We start from the raw sequence: 15807 nt of genomic DNA on the forward strand, positions 1-15807 counted from the left end.
ACGCCCCCCTCCGCCGTCCGCTCCGGCCAGCCGGTGGCACCGGGCCCGGCGGGCGCCCGGCGGCCGCGACGCGCCGGATCAGCCGACCGCCGCGCCCACCCGCGGCGACGGCTCGGCCGCCGGGCCGGCCAGGGCCGCCAGCCGGCGCAGGCTGGCCCGGCGCTGGAGCGCGCCGAGGCCGACGGTCGCCGCGCCGAGGGCCAGCCAGCCGGCCGGACCGGCCGTCATCACCACGCCGGTGAGCAGCAGCGGGCCCACCGACTTCTGCACCGACTGGGCCATCCCGGCCACCCCCAGGTAGGAGGCCCGGGCCCCCGGGGGCGCCAGGACGACCGCCAGCTCCCAGGAGCTCACCGAGCGCATCAGCTCCGCCAGCGTGACCAGCATCGCCGCGGCGAGCAGCGCGAGCGAGGCCGTCCACGGCCCGCCGCCGGTGGCGAGCGCGGTCAGCAGGCAGCAGCCGAGCAGCGTCAGGCCGTACCAGCCCACCGCCGCGGCCGCCCCGCGCGGGCCCTCCGCCCGCGCCGAGACGCGCAGTTGCAGGAGCACCACGAGCACCGTGTTGAGGATCAGGAAGGCCGGGACGACGGCGTGCGGCGCGCCGGTGTGGTGGACGAGCCAGAGCGGCAGGCCGACGTTGAGGATCGAGTCGTCGAGGTTCAGCGGCATGTCCAGCGCGACGAACAGCAGGTAGCCCCGGTCGCGCCAGGGGCTGGGCACGGCCGCCGGGGCGGCGGCGGGCTCCTCGCCGGAGGCCGCCGCGACCAGGCCGCGCACGGCCGGCTCCCGGGTGCGCCGGACCAGGACGGCGGCGAGGACGAAGGAGAGCGCGTTGGCCACGATCAGCGCGCGGTAGGCGGTCGTGGTGCCCATCGCCAGGCCGATCGCCGCGATGCCCGCGCCGAGCGCGTACCCGGCGTTGGCCACGCTGCGGAACAGCGCCTGGTACGTGCCGCGCCGCTCGCCCGCGATCCGGGTGGCGAACAGCATCTCCAGGGTCTTGGCCGCCCGTTCGGCCAGGCAGGTCAGGGCGACGGCGGGGAGCAGCGTGGCGAAGTCGTCGACGACCAGCAGCAGGCCCATCGTCCCGATCCGCAGCAGGTGGCACCCGATCAGCAGCCACCGCACCGGCAGCCGTTCGGCCGCCCGCCCGGCGAGCGGGGACCCGGCGATCCCCGCCGCCGCGCCCACGCCCAGCAGCACGCCGAGCTGCCGGGCGTCCATGGCGCACACGTAGGTGAAGTACAGCACCGAGGCCGCCGCCCACACCCCGCTCCCGGTCCGGTCGACGCACTGCGCCAGCAGCATGATCCGCGCGTCCCGCCCGCCCGGCGGCTTCCGCAGCTGCGCCATCAGTCCGCTCCCCCGCATGGCAGGCCCCCGTTGCATGATCGACATCAATCTCGACATCAAGATACTTCACGTCGAGATAGATGCGGAAGCCCCGGCCGCGCCCGCCCACCGGGCCCCGCACCCAGGCCGCCGGACCTCGACGGCGGGCGGGCGGTGCGCCACACTCTCCCCAGCAGCATCCGCGCTCCCAACGCACCGGCACGACGTCACGATCCACCGCCACATCGGAGAGCCACACGGTGACCACTCGTCAACTGCTGCACATCGCCTTCTCGTCCGGCCGGGCCGGGACCGGCCCGGCCACCTGGGGCCAACAGGCCATCCGGGACGCCGTGAGCCGGCTCGCCCCGGCCGACGCGCCGCGCTACAACATCGCCGCGGCGGCGCCGCTCGACCCCGGACTGCCGCTGCCCGCCCTGCTCGCCGGCCTGGAGAAGCTGCTCCACCTGCACGACTCGCTGCACACCCGCCTGGTGCCGGGCGAGGCCGGCCGCTTGCGCCAAGTGGTCGACCCCGAGGGCAGGTTGGAGGTGGAGGTGCAGCACTGCGCAGAGCCGGCCGAGGCGGCCGAGGCGGGCGCGCGGCTGCACGAGGAGCTGGCGGCGCTGCCGTTCGACACCGCCGCCCAGTGGCCGATCCGGGTCGGCGTCGTGGCGGCGGACGGGTCGGCCCGGTACGTGAGCCTGGTGCTCTCGCACACCGCGGTCGACGGCACGGGGATGAGCCGCCTGGTGGCCGACCTCACCGCGCTCTGCCAGGGCACCTCGCCGGCCGAGCTGGCCGAGATCCGCGAACCCGCCCAACAACCGCTGGAGGAGGCGGAGTTCCAGACCTCGGAGCGCGGTCGGCGGCGGGACGAGGGCGCCCGCAAGCAGTTCCTGCGCAAGCTGCGGCTGGCGCCGACCCGGCTGTTCCCCCCGCCCGGCGAGCCCGCCACGCCGGCCCCCAGGTTCCCGAACGCCGTCCTGCGCTCGCCCGCGCTGGCCCGCACGGTGGACCGGGTGGCGGCCGCCCACCGGGTGACGTCCTCCTCGGTGCTGCTGGCGGCGACGGCGGCGATGACGGCCCGGCTGTCGGGCTCGACGGACGCGGTGCTGAACGTCGTGGTGAGCAACCGCTTCCTGCCCGAGCTGACCAACGCGGTGAGCGTGGTCGCGGGCGACGGACTGTTCCACCTCCCGGACGCCACCGCCGAGTTCAGGGACGTCGTCCGGCGCACCAACGCCGCCGCGATCGGCGCCTACCGCCACGCCTACTACGACAAGCTCCGACTGGAGGCCGAGATCGGGCGGCTCGCCGCCGAGGGCGTCCCGCTCGCGGACCGGTCCTGCATCTTCAACGACACCCGCGAGCTGGTCGCCGCCTCCCCCGACACCGACGCGGGCGAGGGCGAGGGCGGGACCACCCTGACCTGGCCGGTGGAGTTCGAGCCCCGCCCCGGCCTGACCTACGCCCTGGACGCGCTGCAGTCCCCGGGCGCGCTGAGCCTCGCCATGACGGCCGACCCGGCGGTGCTCCCCCGCCCGGCGATGGAGCGCTTCCTGTACGGGATCGAGGAGTTGATCCTCACCGAGGCCCGCACCGCCGAAGCGGCGGCCTAGGCCCGGTGCCGGAGGGCGCCGCGCACCACGCGGCGCCCTCCGGCGTCCCACCACCCGCCTTTCCCCCCAGGCCTGTTGGCCCCGCCGCTACGCTGGCCCCATGCGGATCCTCCTCCTAGGCGGCACCTCCTTCGTCGGCCGCGCGATCGCCGACGACGCCCTGCGCAGTGGCGCCGAGGTCGCCCTGTTCACCCGCGGCCGGACCAACCCCGGCCTCTTCCCCGCCGCCACCCACCTGATCGGCGACCGCGACACCGGCGACTACACCGCGCTGCGCGACGGCCGCTGGGACGCGGTGGTCGACGTCAGCGGCTACCGCCCCCGCCAGGTCGGCCAGGCCATGGACGCGCTCGGCGACCGGGTCGGCCGCTACCTGTTCATCTCCAGCCACGCGGTGTACGAGCGCAGCGGTCTGGCCCCCGGCTCGGACGAGTCCGTCCCGCGCCGCGCGCCGCTGCGCGACGCCGAGCAGCTCACCGAGGAGACGTACGGCCGGCTCAAGGTCGCCTGCGAGGACGACGTCACCGCCCGCTACGGGGACCGGGCGACGATCGTGCGCCCAGGAAAGGTGGCCGGCCCCCACGACGAGCAGCGCGGGCTCACCTACTGGGCGCGCCGGGCCGCCCGGGGCGGGCGGATCGCGCTGCCGGGGCGGCCGGAGCAGCCCGTCCAGGTGGTCGACGCGCGCGACCTGGCCCGGCTGGTGGTCCGGCTGCTCCAGGACGACCGGACGGGCGCCTTCCACGCCGTCGGCCCGGCCGAACCGACCACGCTGGGCGGGCTGATCGCCACCTGCGCCGAGGTCGCGGGCACCGAGGTGGAGGTCGTCCCGGTGCCGCCGGAGAGCGCGCCGCCGCCGTTCTTCCCGCTGGTCCGGGACGTGCCGCTCTGGCCCGGACAGCAGCGCAGCGCCGCCCGGGCCAGGGCGGCCGGGATGCCGGCGACCCCGCTCGCGGTCACCGCCGCCGACGTGCTCGCCTGGGACCGCGATCGCGGCGAACCGCCCCTCGGCCACGGCTTCACGCCCGAGCAGGAGGCCCGGGTGCTGGCCGAAGCGACGGGTTCGAGGCCCTGAACGGCCGCCGGCCCCGCACCGCACGACCGGGCAGGGCGGACTGCCGGACGGCCACCCCGTCCTGACCGGTTGTCAGTGGCACGCGCTATGGTCGGCCCCGAACGATCCCACCAGCACCTGCACAGCACCACCAGGGGGCACCATGACCGCGCACCGCACCACCGCGCACAGCGCCGGCCCGCGCACCACCCCGCTCGCCGCGCCCCTCGACGTGTCGCTCGACGCACCGCTCGAAGCGCCGCTCAGCACCGCCGATCTCGTCGAGGGCTGGCGGCGGGTGGGCGTCCACGAGGGCATGGCGATGATCGTGCACTCCTCGCTCTCCAGCCTCGGCCGGGTCGACGGCGGCGCCGCGGCCGTGGTGGCCAGCCTGCGCGAGGCGGTCGGGCCCGGCGGCACGGTCGCGGTGCCCACCTTCACCACCGCCCTCGTCCGGGACCCAGCGCCGGAGCACACCGGCCCGCCGAGCCCCGAGGTCGCCGAACGGCGCGCCGCCGTCCCGCTGTTCCACCCCGGGCTCCCCTCCCCGATGGGCGCCGTACCGGAGGCGCTGCGCGCGCTGCCGGAGAGCCTGCGCAGCACGCATCCGCAGGCCTCGGTCGCCGCGGTCGGGGCGCACGCCCGCGAGGTCACCGCCCGCCGCTCGCTGGGCTTCGCGGTCGGCCGCGAGTCGCCCTTCGGCGCGCTGCACGACCTCGGCGGGTACGTGCTGCTGATCGGTGTCGGGCACAACCGCAACACCTTCCTGCACTACGCCGAGACCTTCGCGCCCAACCGCCGCCTCAAGCTCCGGCGCTTCCCGATGGCGATCCAGGGCGAGCGGGTCTGGATCGAGGCGCCCGACGTGGGCGACGACAACGACACCCACTTCCCGGTCGTGGGAAAGGAGTTCGAGGAGCGGGCGGGCATCCGCGAGGTGCTGGTCGGCAACGCGCCCTGTCGGCTGGTCCCGGTCCGGGAGCTCATACCCTTCGCCGTCCGCCGCCTCACCGAGCTGCTGGCGGCGGACGGCCCCGGAGCGGCGTAGCCCGATCGATCGCCCACTTCCTCAAGCGGCCGACCGGACCACGCCCGTCACCAGGTCACGAGGTCACCGGGTCACCGGGTCACCACGTCACCGGTCGCATCCGGGGGCTCGACGGAGCCAGGAATCAACGCTCCTCGTCGTGCAGCGAGTTGGTCTCCTGGATCTTCTTCCAGGACTTCGGCTCCGCCGGCAGTCGCCCGGCATCCTGTCCCGCGCCCGCACCCGGCGCGAGCGAGGCCGCAGCGGCCGCAGCGGCCGGCGCCGGCCCGACGGCCGGCTTCGAGGCGGTGAACAGCCAGGTGGCGAAGAGGTCCCCGAGCTTCTTCCCGGAGACCTTCTCCGCGTACGCCTGGAACTCCGGCACGGAGGCGTTGCCGTAGCGGCGCTCGGTGGGCCAGCCCTTCAGGATCTGGAAGAACTTGTCGTCCCCGACGGCGTTGCGCAGCGCCTGGATGGCCACCGCGCCGCGGTCGTAGACGGCGTTCGCGAACTGGTTGGCGGCGCCCGGGTCGCCCGGCTTGACGGTCCAGAAGGGGTCGTCGGCCGGGTGCGAGGCGTAGACGTAGTCGGCGAGCTCCTGTGCCGTGCCCTCGTCCTCGTGCTCGGACCAGAGGAACTGCGAGTACCGGGCGAAGCCCTCGTTCAGCCAGATGTCGCTCCAGTGCGACACCGAGACGCTGTCGCCGTACCACTGGTGGGCCAGCTCGTGGACGACGACGGAGGTGTTGGAGCCGCGCGCGAACTGCCGGGGGCTGTAGAAGACCCGGGTCTGGGTCTCCAGGGCGAAGCCGGTCTTGACGTTGGGCACGTAGCCGCCGACCGAGCTGAACGGGTACTCGCCGAAGTAGCCGCTCAGCCAGTCGACGATCTCGCCGGTGCGCTCGACGCTCGCCTTGGCCGCGTCGGTGTTCTCGCCGAGGTCCTTGCTGTACGCGTTGTAGACGGGCAGCCCGCTCGGCGTGGAGTCGGTCGTGACGTCGAACTTGCCGACCGCGAGGGTGGCCAGGTAGGTCGCCTGCGGCTTGTTCTCGCGCCAGCTGTAGCGGGTCCAGCCGGCCTGGGAGACGGCGCCGGCCAGGATGCCGTTGCTGATCACCTGGTTGCCGTCCGGCACCTGGACCGAGACGTCGAAGGTGGCCTTGTCGCTCGGGTGGTCGTTGCTCGGGAACCACCACCACGCCGACTCGGGCTCGCCGGCGGCCACCGCACCGTCCGGCGTGCGCAGCCAGGCGGTGAAGCCGTACTTCTTCACGGTGGACGGGACGCCCTTGTAGCGGACCACCACGGTGGCCTGGCTGCCCTTGGCGAGCGGGCGGGCGGGCGTGACCTCCAGCTCCTGCTCGCCGCTGGTGGCGAAGGTCGCCGGACGTCCGTTGACCCGGACCTCCTGGACGTTCAGCGCGAAGTCGAGGTTGAAGCGGGAGAGGTTCTCGGTCGCCGTGGCGAGGATGGTGGTGGTGCCCTCCAGCTCGTCGGTGGCGGGCTGGTATTTCAGCCGGATGTCGTAGTGCGAGACGCGGTACCCGCCGTTCCCGTAGGTCGGGTAGTACGGGTCTCCGATGCCGGCCGCGCCGGGTTGGAAGTCGGCCGCCGAGGCGGGGACGGCCAGGAACAGGCTCAGGGCGCTGGCAGCGGAGACGATCAGCCTCTTGCGCACGTGGTCCTCCAGGGTCACTGGGACGATGGGTCGGATCGATCCATGTCCCGGCGGCTCCCGGTCCACTCCCCAATTGTGAGATGTTCATGAAAAGAAACGGGCCGACATCACACCGCCGCGGCACCGTCACACACCCCACCGGCCCCCGGCGCCCCACCCGTCCCTCACGCCCCGCCCTCGCACCCCCGCCCCCCCTCGCGCGCCGCCCCCCTCACCCGCCGAGCGTCACCGGCGCCCGCACCAGCGAGCCGTACTCCGTCCACGAGCCGTCGTAGTTCTTCACGTGCGGGTACCCCAGCAGCTCGGTGAGCGCGAACCAGGTGTGCGCCGACCGTTCGCCGATCCGGCAGTACGCGATCACCTCGCGCTCCGGTTCCACGCCCTTCCCCGCGTACAGCGCCCGCAGTTCCTCCGCCGAGCGGAACGACCCGTCGTCGTTGGCCGCCTGCGACCAGGGGATGTTGACCGCACCGGGGATGTGTCCGGGCACCTGCGCCTGCTCCTGCGGCAGGTGCGGCGGCGCGATCAGCTCGCCCCGGTACTCGGCGGGCGAGCGGACGTCGACCAGCACCGCGTCCGAGCCGGGCTTGGCGAACAGCTCGGCCTTGCCCAGCACTTCGTCCCGCAGCGCCCGCAGCTCCGGGCGCTCGGGCCCGGTCAGCCGGTAGGCGGTGTGCTGGTAGTCCATCACCTCTTCGGTGAGCCCGCGCCCCTCCAGCTCCCACTTCTTGCGCCCGCCGTCCAGCAGCCGCACGGGCCCGAAGCCGCGCAGCCGCAGCAGCCAGTAGGCGTACGCGGCGAACCAGTTGTTGTTGCCGCCGTAGAGCACCACGGTGGTGTCGTCCTCCACGCCGGCCGCCCGCAGCAGGTGCTGGACGCCCTCCCGGTCGGCGTAGTCGCGGCCGACCTGGCTGTGCAGGTCGGTGGTCCAGTTCCAGCCGATCGCGCCGGGGATGTGGTCCCGGTCGTAGGCGGTGGTGTCCTCGTCCACCTCGACGACCCGGATCGTCCCGTCGTCCAGGTGGTGGGCCAGCCACTCGGTACCGACCAGCGCCTCGGGGTGTGCGTAGCCGTTGCCGGTCATCCCAGGCCCTCCTTCGCTCTGCCCAGGCTTTTCGGCGCCCGACCAGGGGCACAGCGAGCCGCACGCGGGCACGGCGGGGCGCCGGCGACCGGGCCGGACAGTTCGACGCTACGCCGACCGCCCGGCCCGGGCCACCCCACTCAGGAGAAGACCACGGAGCGCAGCTTCAGCCGGTCGCCGAGCTTCTTGCCGGGGTTCATGGCGTAGAAGACGTCGCCCTCGCAGTCGAAGTCCAGGAAGACGGTGGCCGTCGAGCGCGTGAGGTTCTCCGGCGCGAAGGCCGGGTCCGCCTCGGTGGCCCCGAACAGGTTGATGCACTCGCCGCTGCGCGGGTCGGCGAGGCCGGCCGGCACGCCGGGGAGACGGCCGACCTTGTAGAGGAAGTCGCCGACGGTGGCGTTGGCGGAGGTCGGAACGGCGAGGACGAGGGCGACGGCGCTGGCGACGGCGAGCACGGTGTTGCGGAGACGCATGATTGATGGCCTTTCAGGAGGTACCTGGCGGTACCTGATGCATTGATGCGAGATCACCCTAGAGGCCCAAAATCAGCAGAAACGGTTCTCCCAATCCACTCTTTCAGGTGGTTTAAGCGGCAAAGCCGCGACTTCTGCCGGGAACCGTCACCCGCACCCGCCGCCCCGCGCCCGTACTCAGTTCGCCGGGGCCGAGAAGGAGTACCCCTGGTCGATCAGCACCGGCAGGTACGCCTTCAGCGCCGCCACCGTCTGTGACCGGTCGCCGCCGCCGTCGTGGTTGAGCACGATCGACCCGGGCCGGACGTTCTTGAGGATCCGCTCGGTGATCACCGAGGTCCCGGGCGTGGCCCAGTCCTCCGGGTCCACCGTCCAGCCCATCGGCCGCATCCCGAGCTCGGTGGTCACCCTGAGCGCGACCGGCGACCAGTCCCCGCCGGGCGCGCGGAACCAGGACGGCTGGCGCCCGGTGGTCCGGTACAGCAGCTCGGAGGTGCGCTCCAGCTCGTCCCGCACCGCCTCGTCGGACATGTGCCGCAGGTCGGGGTGGGTCCAGGTGTGGTTGCCGATGTGGTGGCCGTGGTCCGCGATCTCCCGGACCAGCCCGGTGTTCTCGACGGCGCACTCGCCGACCAGGAAGAAGGTCGCCCGGATCCCGTACTGCTGGAGCAGCGCCAGGACGGTCGGCGTGTACCGGGGATCCGGCCCGTCGTCGATGGTGAGCCCCACCACCCGTTGGCTCGGGTCGAGTTCGTTGACCGGCTTGGCCTCCTCCTCCGTGAGCCGCCGGCGGGCGGGCATCGGCTGGTCGGCGGGCGGCGGCACAGCCGCGGGGGCGGGCGGGGGCGCCGCAGAGGGGGCGGCGGCCTGAGCCGCCTCCGGCCCGGCGGACGACCCTGCGGCCTCCGGCGCGGCACCCGGCGGCCGTGCCGTGGCACCCGCCCCGGCGTCGTCCGCGCCGCTCCAGGGGCTGCCGCAGCCGGCCGCCCCGAGCAGGGACATCCCGGCCGCGACCAGCAGCAGTCGCCGCGAGGGCTTTTGTGAGGAAATCTGATGATCTGACAACATTCCGAATGCATCCCCCGTGTGCCGCCGCCGCTCCCCGATGGCGCCTCAGACGGGCCCGATCACCACTCCGACGGCGCAAGCACACCCCGCCCGCCCCGGCTCCCCCAGCACTTCCCCGACCGGACGCCCGGCCTCCCCTCCGGACCGCTACGCTGTGCCTTCCCCAGTGTGATGATCTGCCATCAGAGGACGTGGCCATGACGACAAGTCAGGACATCCCGGACCAGGACCGGCCCGACGACGACCCCGCCGAGCTGAGCCAGTGGGAACGGTTCGGCGTCGACACCACCGCCCCCCACTCGGCGCGTGTGTACGACTACTGGCTGGGCGGCAAGACCAACTTCCCGCCGGACCGCGCCATGGGGCAGGCCATCGAGGAGGCCGTGCCGAGCGTCAAGGAGATGGCCAAGGCGAACCGCGCCTTCCAGGGCCGGGCCGTCCGCCACCTCGCCCGGGAACACGGCATCCGCCAGTTCCTCGACCTCGGCACCGGCATCCCCACCTCGCCCAACACCCACGAGATCGCCGAGGCGGTCAGCCCCGGCACCCGGGTGGTCTACGTCGACAACGACCCGATCGTGCTCGCCCACGCCCGCGCCCTGATGGTGTCCAGCCCGGCCAGCCGGACCACCTACATCCACGCCGACCTGCGCAAGCCCGAGGAACTGTTCTCCGACCCGGCGCTCACCGCCACGCTGGACCTCACCCAGCCGGTCGGCCTGCTGATGATCGCCGTGCTGATGCTCATCGCCGACGAGGACGACCCGTGGGGCCGGGTCGCCGCCCTGCGCGACGCCCTGCCCGCCGGCAGCTGCATCGCCCTCACCACCCCCACCCAGGACTTCGACCCGGAGGCGGTCGGCAAGGTCACCGAGGCCGCCCGGGCCGGTGGCATGACCCTCGTGCCGCGCACCCACGACGACGTCCTGCGCTTCTTCGACGGCTGGGACCTGGTCGAGCCGGGCCTCTCCCCCGTCCTCGCCTGGCGCCCGGACGGCGAGCCGCCGGCCGACCCGAAGGCCGCGTACTACTGGGGCGGCGTCGCCGTCAAGCGCTGAACCCGCGCCGGGCCCGCCCCCACCGCAGCCCCGCAGGAACGGGCGGGCCCTACCGGGCCCGCCCCGCCCGCGCCGTCACTTCAGCAGCCGCGACAGCCGCCGGTCCGCCAGCGGCTTCCCCCCGGTCTGGCAGGTCGGGCAGTACTGCAGCGAGGAGTCCGCGAAGGACACCTCGCGCACGGTGTCCCCGCAGACCGGGCAGGGCAGGCCGGTCCGGCCGTGCACCCGCAGCCCCAGCTTCTTCTCCGCCTTGAGCTCCCCCGCCGCCAGCCCCCGCGAGCGCTCCACCGCGTCGCGCAGCGTGGTGCCGAGCGCCTCGTAGAGCCGCGCCGTCTCCTCCTCGGTGAGGCTGGACGCCAGCTTGTACGGGGACATCCGGGCCGCGTGCAGCACCTCGTCCGAGTAGGCGTTGCCCACCCCGGCCAGCACGCCCTGGTCGCGCAGCACGCCCTTGAGCCGGCGCCGGTCGCCGCTCAGCAGGGCGGCGAAGTCCGCCAGGGTGAACGTCGGGTCCAGCGGGTCGGGGCCGAGCCGGGCCACCCCGGGTACCTCGGCCGGGTCCTTCACCACGTAGACCGCGAGACCCTTCTTCGTCCCCGCCTCGGTCAGGTCGAAGCCGTCGCCGGCCTCCCCGGCCAGGCGCAGCCGCAGCGCCAGCGGGTTCCTCGGGCTCGGGCGCGGCGGTTCGGCGGGCAGGCCGTCCTTCCAGCGCAGCCAGCCGGCCCGGGCCAGGTGGACCACCAGGTGCAGCCCGCCGGCCTCGATGTCCAGGAACTTGCCGCGCCGGGTCACCGGGCCGACGGTCCGCCCCTCCAGCGCGGTGACCGGCGGGTCGTACGTCTTCAGCGCGCTGATCGCGACCGGCTGCACCCGGGCGATGACGCGCCCGGTCAGCCGCTCGGACAGGAAGTCGCTCAGCGCCTCGACCTCGGGCAGCTCCGGCATGCGCCCAGTCTCCCGCAGCCCCGCGACGCCCGCCCGCCCGGGGGCGCGCCTTTGCCCGGCTCCCGCGCGGGGCGCAGGCTGGAACTGCGCGCCGTATCCAGCGCCCCCCCTGCGCCCCCCGCCACGGAGCACCGTGATGAGCATCCTTGAGGAACAGATCGACCTCGCCGTCCCCGTCCTCGCCGCCTGGGAGCAACTGCACCGGGTGCACGAGTACCCGCAGTTCCTCGACGGCGTCCGCAGCGCCCACCCGCACGGGCGGAACCTGGCGCACCTCGGGTTGGAGGTCGACGGCGCCGAGCGGGCGGTGGACACCGAGATCACCGACCGCGGCCGGGGCCGGGTGATGTCCTGGCGGACGCTCGACGAACCGCGGCTGCACGGCGCGTTCGCGCTGCTGCCGCTGGACGCCCGGCACACCCGGCTGCAGATCCGGGTGGAGTACGACCCGGAGGCGATGCACGAGGCGTTCGGCGGGCCGCGCGGCTTCGCCCTGGCCGGGGCGATCGAGCGGACCGTACGGGGCGATCTGGAGCACTTCCGGGATCTGGTCGAGGAGCGGGTCGGCGCGACGGCCGGACGCGGGTGAGCACGGCCGGCTGGCCCCGGTGAGCACGGCGGGCAACCCCGGTGAGCACGGCGGCCCGACCCGCGTAAGGGCCGCATAAGCCCAGCTCAGCGCCGGTGGTGAGGCTCTTCACAGCGGACCACCGGCCCGACCGTTTCGCTTTCAACCTGTGGCAGACTCGGATGCCATGGACATCGGCCCGGTCACCAGGACGCTCCGCGCGGCGGTCTTCGCCGCGCTGGTCGTGCTGCTCGCCGGGCTCGGCCAGGTGCTGGTCACCGGCCGGGCGCTGCCGGCCGGCCCGATGGCCCTGGCCTGCGTCGCCGTGTTCGCGGTGGCGTACGCGCCGGCCGGCCGCGAGCGCGGCTACCCGGCGGTCGCGGCGGTGTTCCTGCCGCTGGAGCTGGGCGTCAGCGCGCTGTTCGACTTCGCCCAGACCACCTGCCCGTCCCTGCCGCCCGGCTCCGCGCGCGGCTTCCAGCCGCTGCTGTGCGGCGGCGGTTCGCTGGGCGGGTTCCTGCTCGGCCACGGCGTCTCCCAGCAGATCGGCGTCCTGCTGCTCCTGCTGCTGCACGGCGCGATCGCGCTGGCCGGCGCGTTCTGGCTGCGCCGCGCGGACGCCGCGCTGGCCGGCCTCGCCCGCACCGTCCGGATGCTGGGCGACTTCCTGCACCGGCACCTGCCGGCCGCCGCCCGCTGGCTGCGGCTGCTCGCCGCGCCCGTCCCGGCCCGTCCGGTGGCGCGGGTGCCGTTCCCCCGGGCCAGCCGGGCCCTCGTCCCGGCCGAGGACGTCGTCGTCCGCCCGACCGTCCGGCGCGGTCCGCCGGCGCTCGCCCTGGCCTGCTGACAGGCGCGCGCCGCTCGGCGCCGCTCCCGGCCGGTCCTCTCGCCGCGCGCCCCGCGCGCCCGCACCCCCGCACGCCCGAGAGCACAGGACGACACCTCATGAGCAACACCCGCAAGGCCGCCGCCAAGACCAGCGCCACCGACCGCATGCGCGCCGCCCGCGCCCAGGCCGAACGCTCCGACCGGATCCGCCGCCGGATCGTGGTCGGCGGCGCCTCCGCCGCCGTGCTCGCCCTCGTGGCGGGCGTGGCCTTCGCCGTCGGCGGCTCCTCCGGCTCCGGTTCCGCCGACGCGGCCGCGAGCGGCCCGCTGGTCGTCCCCGCCAACACGGGCGGCCAGGACGGCACCGTGATCACCTACGGCAAGGCCGACGCCCCGCACACCCTGGAGATCTACGAGGACTTCCGCTGCCCGTTCTGCGAGCAGTTGGAGACCACCACCGGCAAGGCCATCCAGCAGCTCGCCGACGACGGCACGTACAAGATCGAGTACCACCTGGCGACGTTCCTGGACAAGAACCTCGGCGGCAAGGGCTCGCGCACCGCGCTGGCCGCCGCCGGCGCCGCGCTCAACGAGGGCGTGGACAAGTTCAAGCAGTTCCACGACGTGCTCTACGCCAACCAGCCCGACGAGCGCACCGACGGCTTCGGCGACGTCAACCACCTCCTCGACCTGGCCGGCCAGGTGCCCGGACTGAAGACCGACGGCTTCGTCAAGGCCGTCCAGGACGGCACCTACGCGCCGTGGGCGGCCAAGGTCAACGAGGAGTTCAACAAGAGCGACGTCACCGGCACCCCGACCGTCAAGCTGGACGGCAGGAAGCTGGACGTCCTCACCGGCGGCAAGGCCGCCACGCCCGAGCAGTTCACCGCGATGGTCAAGCAGGTGACCGGATGACGGCCGCCGCCCCCGCCGCGCGGACGTACGGCGCGAGCCGCCCGTTCGCCTGGCTGCTGCTGATCGGCGGCGCGGTCGGCCTGTTCGCCTCCTCGGTCCTCACGCTGGACAAGATCCGGCTGCTGAAGGACCCCTCGTACGTCCCCTCCTGCAACATCAACCCGATCATCAGCTGCGGCTCGATCATGCGCAGCGACCAGGCCGAGGCCTTCGGCTTCCCCAACTCGCTGCTCGGCCTGGTCGGTTTCGGGGTCGTCATCGCGATCGGCGCCGGGCTGCTCGCCGGGGCGGCGTACCGGCGCTGGTTCTGGCTCGGCCTCCAGGCCGGGACGGTCTTCGGCATCGGCTTCGTGACCTGGCTGATGTACCAGGCGCTCTACCGGATCGGCGCGCTCTGCCCGTACTGCATGGTGGTCTGGGCCTCGATGATCCCGCTGTTCTGGTACACCACCCTGCACAACCTGCGCTCCGGGATCATCCCCACCGGCCGCGCGCTGCGCCCGGTCGTCCGCGAGGCGGCGCGCTACCACTGGGTCGTCCCGGCGCTCTGGTACGCGGTGATCGCCCTGCTGGTCCTCAACCGGTTCTGGTACTACTGGAGCACCCTGCTCTGACCCCGTTCGGCCGACCTCGTCCGCCCGGCCCCGGGCCCTACCGCTCCGGGGCCGGGCGACCAGCCCGTCGGACGCCGCTCAGAACCGGAACTCCTCGACCTCGGCCAGCAGTTCGGCCCGGCGCTCGTCGTCGATGAAGGAGGCCCGGAAGGAGTTGGCGGCCAGCCGGCGCAGGGTCTCCTCGTCGAGCGCGAGGGCCTGCTGCACGGCCCGGAAGTTGTCGTCGACGTAACCGCCGAAGTACGCCGGGTCGTCGGAGTTGACGGTGACCAGCAGGCCGGCCTCCAGCATCTCGCGCAGCGGGTGGTCGGCGAGGGTGTCGATGCACCGCAGGCGGACGTTGGAGAGCGGGCAGAGCGTCAGCGGGACCTGCTCGCGGACCAGCCGCGCGACCAGCTCGCCGTCCTCCAGGCAGCGCAGGCCGTGGTCGATCCGCTCGACGCCGAGCACGTCCAGCGCCTCGGTGATGTAGGACGCCGGGCCCTCCTCGCCCGCGTGCGCGACGCGGCGCAGCCCGGCCTCGGCGGCCCGCCGGTAGACCTCGCGGAACTTGGCCGGCGGGTGGCCGACCTCGGCCGAGTCGAGGCCGATGCCCGCGATCCGGTCGAAGTACGGGCGGGCGGCCTCGAAGGTCTCCAGCGCGGATTCGGCGGACTCGTCCCGCAGGAAGCACATGATCAGCCGGGTGCTGATCCCGTGCCGCTCCTCGCTGCGCGCCAGCGCCCGGGTCAGCCCGTCGACCACCACGCCGAGCGGCACGCCGCGCGCGGTGTGCGCCTGCGGGTCGAAGAAGATCTCCGCGTGCCGCACCCCCGCCTCGGCCGCCCGGGTGAGGTAGGCGTCGGCGAGGTCGGCGAAGTCCTCCTCGGTGCGCAGCACGGCCATCAGCGCGTAGTACAGGTCCAGGAAGGACTGCAGGTCGCTGAAGGAGTACGCCTTCCGCAGCGCCTCGGTGTCGGCGTAGGGCAGCGTGACGGCGTTGCGGGCGGCGAGGGCGAAGGCGAGTTCGGGCTCCAGGGTGCCTTCGATGTGCAGGTGGAGTTCGGCCTTGGGGAGCGGCATGGGGGATCTGTCCGAGCTGTAGGGGGCGGGAGCGAAGAGTCCAGAAGCATTCATCCTACGATCCGTTCGATCACGACCGGCCTGACGGGCGCGCCCCCGGCCACCCGAACTGGTGCACCGGCCGGGGGCAGCGGGCACCCTGGAGGAGGGGGCTTCCGCCGAGGAGGTACCAGATGCGGCACGTCGAGGATCCGCACATCCGGCCTGCGGGCGTCTCCCCGCACGCCCTGGGCAACGACACGCTCCTGCACGAGCTGGAACAGCTGCACCGCACGCGCCACGAGACCTTCCTGTACGGCTCGGAGGAGGCCCTCAAGCGGCACACCCTGCGCACCGGGCAGCTGGAGGCCGAGTACCTGCACCGCTTTCCCAGCCGGCTGGTGACGGCCGGGCGGACCAGGGCCGGCGCCCGGGCCCGCGAGGCGGCGGCCAGGGTCGAATCGCTGCCCGAGTAGACGTGCCCGCGCCACCACCGCCCG

At 74.0% G+C, this 15807-nt stretch carries 16 protein-coding genes; 9 read left to right on the forward strand and 7 right to left on the reverse strand.

The window, feature by feature from the left end; all coding sequences use genetic code 11:
- Nucleotides 1-78: 78 nt before the first annotated feature.
- Complete coding sequence (locus ACFVTF_RS11140) at nucleotides 79-1353, reverse strand: MFS transporter (protein WP_387812066.1); 1275 nt, start codon at nucleotides 1351-1353, stop codon at nucleotides 79-81.
- Nucleotides 1354-1592: 239 nt separating this feature from the next.
- Between ACFVTF_RS11140 and ACFVTF_RS11145 the strand changes: the two genes are divergently transcribed.
- From ACFVTF_RS11145 to ACFVTF_RS11155, 3 genes are all read left to right on the forward strand, one after another.
- Nucleotides 1593-2954, forward strand: coding sequence for a condensation domain-containing protein (locus ACFVTF_RS11145; protein ID WP_387812069.1), 1362 nt, complete (start codon nucleotides 1593-1595; stop codon nucleotides 2952-2954).
- A gap of 100 nt (nucleotides 2955-3054) precedes the next feature.
- Nucleotides 3055-4029: an NAD-dependent epimerase/dehydratase family protein gene (locus tag ACFVTF_RS11150; protein ID WP_387812071.1), complete on the forward strand. Its 975-nt coding sequence runs from the start codon at nucleotides 3055-3057 to the stop codon at nucleotides 4027-4029.
- Nucleotides 4030-4171: 142 nt separating this feature from the next.
- Entirely contained in the window at nucleotides 4172-5056 is an 885-nt protein-coding gene (locus ACFVTF_RS11155; RefSeq protein WP_387812074.1) for an aminoglycoside N(3)-acetyltransferase, read from the forward strand.
- A 124-nt stretch (nucleotides 5057-5180) separates the two neighbouring features.
- On the opposite strand, the gene ACFVTF_RS11160 is transcribed toward ACFVTF_RS11155, so the two are convergent.
- The 4 genes from ACFVTF_RS11160 to ACFVTF_RS11175 form a co-directional block, all read right to left on the reverse strand.
- Complete coding sequence (locus ACFVTF_RS11160) at nucleotides 5181-6713, reverse strand: M1 family metallopeptidase (protein WP_387812076.1); 1533 nt, start codon at nucleotides 6711-6713, stop codon at nucleotides 5181-5183.
- Between the two features lie 211 nt (nucleotides 6714-6924).
- On the reverse strand, nucleotides 6925-7797 hold the full coding sequence (locus ACFVTF_RS11165; RefSeq protein ID WP_387812079.1) for a sulfurtransferase: 873 nt from the start codon (nucleotides 7795-7797) through the stop codon (nucleotides 6925-6927).
- 140 nt (nucleotides 7798-7937) lie between these two features.
- Nucleotides 7938-8270 (reverse strand): hypothetical protein, encoded by a 333-nt coding sequence (locus ACFVTF_RS11170; RefSeq protein ID WP_387812082.1) that lies wholly within the window; start codon nucleotides 8268-8270, stop codon nucleotides 7938-7940.
- A 177-nt stretch (nucleotides 8271-8447) separates the two neighbouring features.
- Nucleotides 8448-9272: a polysaccharide deacetylase family protein gene (locus ACFVTF_RS11175; protein ID WP_387812085.1), complete on the reverse strand. Its 825-nt coding sequence runs from the start codon at nucleotides 9270-9272 to the stop codon at nucleotides 8448-8450.
- A gap of 263 nt (nucleotides 9273-9535) precedes the next feature.
- Here ACFVTF_RS11175 and ACFVTF_RS11180 point away from each other — a divergent pair, with 263 nt between their 5' ends.
- The gene (locus ACFVTF_RS11180; protein WP_387812088.1) at nucleotides 9536-10396 is read left to right on the forward strand and encodes an SAM-dependent methyltransferase; all 861 of its coding nucleotides are present in this window, start codon (nucleotides 9536-9538) and stop codon (nucleotides 10394-10396) included.
- A 75-nt stretch (nucleotides 10397-10471) separates the two neighbouring features.
- Here ACFVTF_RS11180 and ACFVTF_RS11185 read toward each other — a convergent pair whose 3' ends face one another.
- A complete protein-coding gene (locus ACFVTF_RS11185) occupies nucleotides 10472-11341 on the reverse strand; it encodes an Fpg/Nei family DNA glycosylase (RefSeq protein ID WP_387812091.1) in 870 nt (289 codons plus the stop codon).
- Between the two features lie 136 nt (nucleotides 11342-11477).
- Between ACFVTF_RS11185 and ACFVTF_RS11190 the strand changes: the two genes are divergently transcribed.
- The 4 genes from ACFVTF_RS11190 (at nucleotide 11478) to ACFVTF_RS11205 (ending at nucleotide 14266) form a co-directional block, all read left to right on the forward strand.
- Nucleotides 11478-11930 (forward strand): SRPBCC family protein, encoded by a 453-nt coding sequence (locus tag ACFVTF_RS11190; RefSeq protein WP_387812094.1) that lies wholly within the window; start codon nucleotides 11478-11480, stop codon nucleotides 11928-11930.
- 166 nt (nucleotides 11931-12096) lie between these two features.
- Nucleotides 12097-12756, forward strand: a complete 660-nt coding sequence (locus tag ACFVTF_RS11195) for a hypothetical protein (protein ID WP_387812097.1) — start codon at nucleotides 12097-12099, stop codon at nucleotides 12754-12756.
- 98 nt (nucleotides 12757-12854) lie between these two features.
- Nucleotides 12855-13652, forward strand: a complete 798-nt coding sequence (locus ACFVTF_RS11200) for a DsbA family protein (RefSeq protein WP_371515979.1) — start codon at nucleotides 12855-12857, stop codon at nucleotides 13650-13652.
- A complete protein-coding gene (locus ACFVTF_RS11205; protein ID WP_387812101.1) occupies nucleotides 13649-14266 on the forward strand; it encodes a vitamin K epoxide reductase family protein in 618 nt (205 codons plus the stop codon). Before ACFVTF_RS11200 ends, ACFVTF_RS11205 begins: the two co-directional genes overlap by 4 nt.
- Nucleotides 14267-14344: 78 nt before the next feature.
- Here ACFVTF_RS11205 and ACFVTF_RS11210 read toward each other — a convergent pair whose 3' ends face one another.
- Nucleotides 14345-15328: an adenosine deaminase gene (locus tag ACFVTF_RS11210; RefSeq protein ID WP_363369635.1), complete on the reverse strand. Its 984-nt coding sequence runs from the start codon at nucleotides 15326-15328 to the stop codon at nucleotides 14345-14347.
- Nucleotides 15329-15501: 173 nt separating this feature from the next.
- Between ACFVTF_RS11210 and ACFVTF_RS11215 the strand changes: the two genes are divergently transcribed.
- Nucleotides 15502-15783 (forward strand): DUF6158 family protein, encoded by a 282-nt coding sequence (locus ACFVTF_RS11215; protein WP_350883625.1) that lies wholly within the window; start codon nucleotides 15502-15504, stop codon nucleotides 15781-15783.
- The last annotated feature ends 24 nt before the right edge of the window (nucleotides 15784-15807 follow it).

The sequence above is a fragment of the Kitasatospora sp. NPDC057940 genome, assembly GCF_042887425.1.
Taxonomy (GTDB): Bacteria; Actinomycetota; Actinomycetes; order Streptomycetales; family Streptomycetaceae; genus Kitasatospora.

Bases quoted from the DNA above. Each gene is read 5' to 3' on its own strand.
- ACFVTF_RS11140 (WP_387812066.1), bottom strand. From the start codon at position 1,353: ATGGCGCAGCTGCGGAAGCCGCCGGGCGGGCGGGACGCGCGGATCATG.
- ACFVTF_RS11150 (WP_387812071.1), top strand. From the start codon at position 3,055: ATGCGGATCCTCCTCCTAGGCGGCACCTCCTTCGTCGGCCGCGCGATC.
- ACFVTF_RS11155 (WP_387812074.1), top strand. From the start codon at position 4,172: ATGACCGCGCACCGCACCACCGCGCACAGCGCCGGCCCGCGCACCACC.
- ACFVTF_RS11165 (WP_387812079.1), bottom strand. From the start codon at position 7,797: ATGACCGGCAACGGCTACGCACACCCCGAGGCGCTGGTCGGTACCGAG.
- ACFVTF_RS11170 (WP_387812082.1), bottom strand. From the start codon at position 8,270: ATGCGTCTCCGCAACACCGTGCTCGCCGTCGCCAGCGCCGTCGCCCTC.
- ACFVTF_RS11175 (WP_387812085.1), bottom strand. From the start codon at position 9,272: ATGTCCCTGCTCGGGGCGGCCGGCTGCGGCAGCCCCTGGAGCGGCGCG.
- ACFVTF_RS11180 (WP_387812088.1), top strand. From the start codon at position 9,536: ATGACGACAAGTCAGGACATCCCGGACCAGGACCGGCCCGACGACGAC.
- ACFVTF_RS11185 (WP_387812091.1), bottom strand. From the start codon at position 11,341: ATGCCGGAGCTGCCCGAGGTCGAGGCGCTGAGCGACTTCCTGTCCGAG.
- ACFVTF_RS11190 (WP_387812094.1), top strand. From the start codon at position 11,478: ATGAGCATCCTTGAGGAACAGATCGACCTCGCCGTCCCCGTCCTCGCC.
- ACFVTF_RS11195 (WP_387812097.1), top strand. From the start codon at position 12,097: ATGGACATCGGCCCGGTCACCAGGACGCTCCGCGCGGCGGTCTTCGCC.
- ACFVTF_RS11200 (WP_371515979.1), top strand. From the start codon at position 12,855: ATGAGCAACACCCGCAAGGCCGCCGCCAAGACCAGCGCCACCGACCGC.
- ACFVTF_RS11205 (WP_387812101.1), top strand. From the start codon at position 13,649: ATGACGGCCGCCGCCCCCGCCGCGCGGACGTACGGCGCGAGCCGCCCG.
- ACFVTF_RS11210 (WP_363369635.1), bottom strand. From the start codon at position 15,328: ATGCCGCTCCCCAAGGCCGAACTCCACCTGCACATCGAAGGCACCCTG.
- ACFVTF_RS11215 (WP_350883625.1), top strand. From the start codon at position 15,502: ATGCGGCACGTCGAGGATCCGCACATCCGGCCTGCGGGCGTCTCCCCG.